Raw genomic sequence first — 305 nt, 5'->3', positions numbered from 1 at the left:
CCCGTATCCACCCGGACAACGGTTGCCCCTTCGGACTCACTGTTTAATTCGGTGGTCCCGTCCCCCCAAATCTTAATAATGGGGGATGACGTTTTGTAAAATCCATTGGTATCAGTAATGGCGTTAAGCCCCCTGATAAGAAAGTCACGCCAGTCCGTTAACCTTGGGTTGCTACCACCAAATCGCTGGCGTATTCTCGGAACTGCGTCCTGAGCCGTCGGAAATGCAATTTGCGAATAATAGCCATTAATCCCTGTGTTGCCAGACTCTGACATATTTAAAATTACTGAATATGCGTAGGGTTT

General features: G+C 47.5%; 1 protein-coding gene. It reads right to left on the bottom strand.

The features are described from left to right. The coding region (locus OGV69_RS01430) for a phage tail fiber protein (protein ID WP_502873879.1) at positions 1–275 on the bottom strand (275 nt) is incomplete at its 3' end. Positions 276–305 lie beyond the last annotated feature (30 nt).

Origin of the sequence: Citrobacter sp. Cc139, assembly GCF_030334645.1 — a bacterium.
GTDB lineage: Bacteria > Pseudomonadota > Gammaproteobacteria > Enterobacterales > Enterobacteriaceae > Citrobacter > Citrobacter werkmanii.
This window is presented reverse-complemented; position numbering and strand designations above follow the sequence as displayed.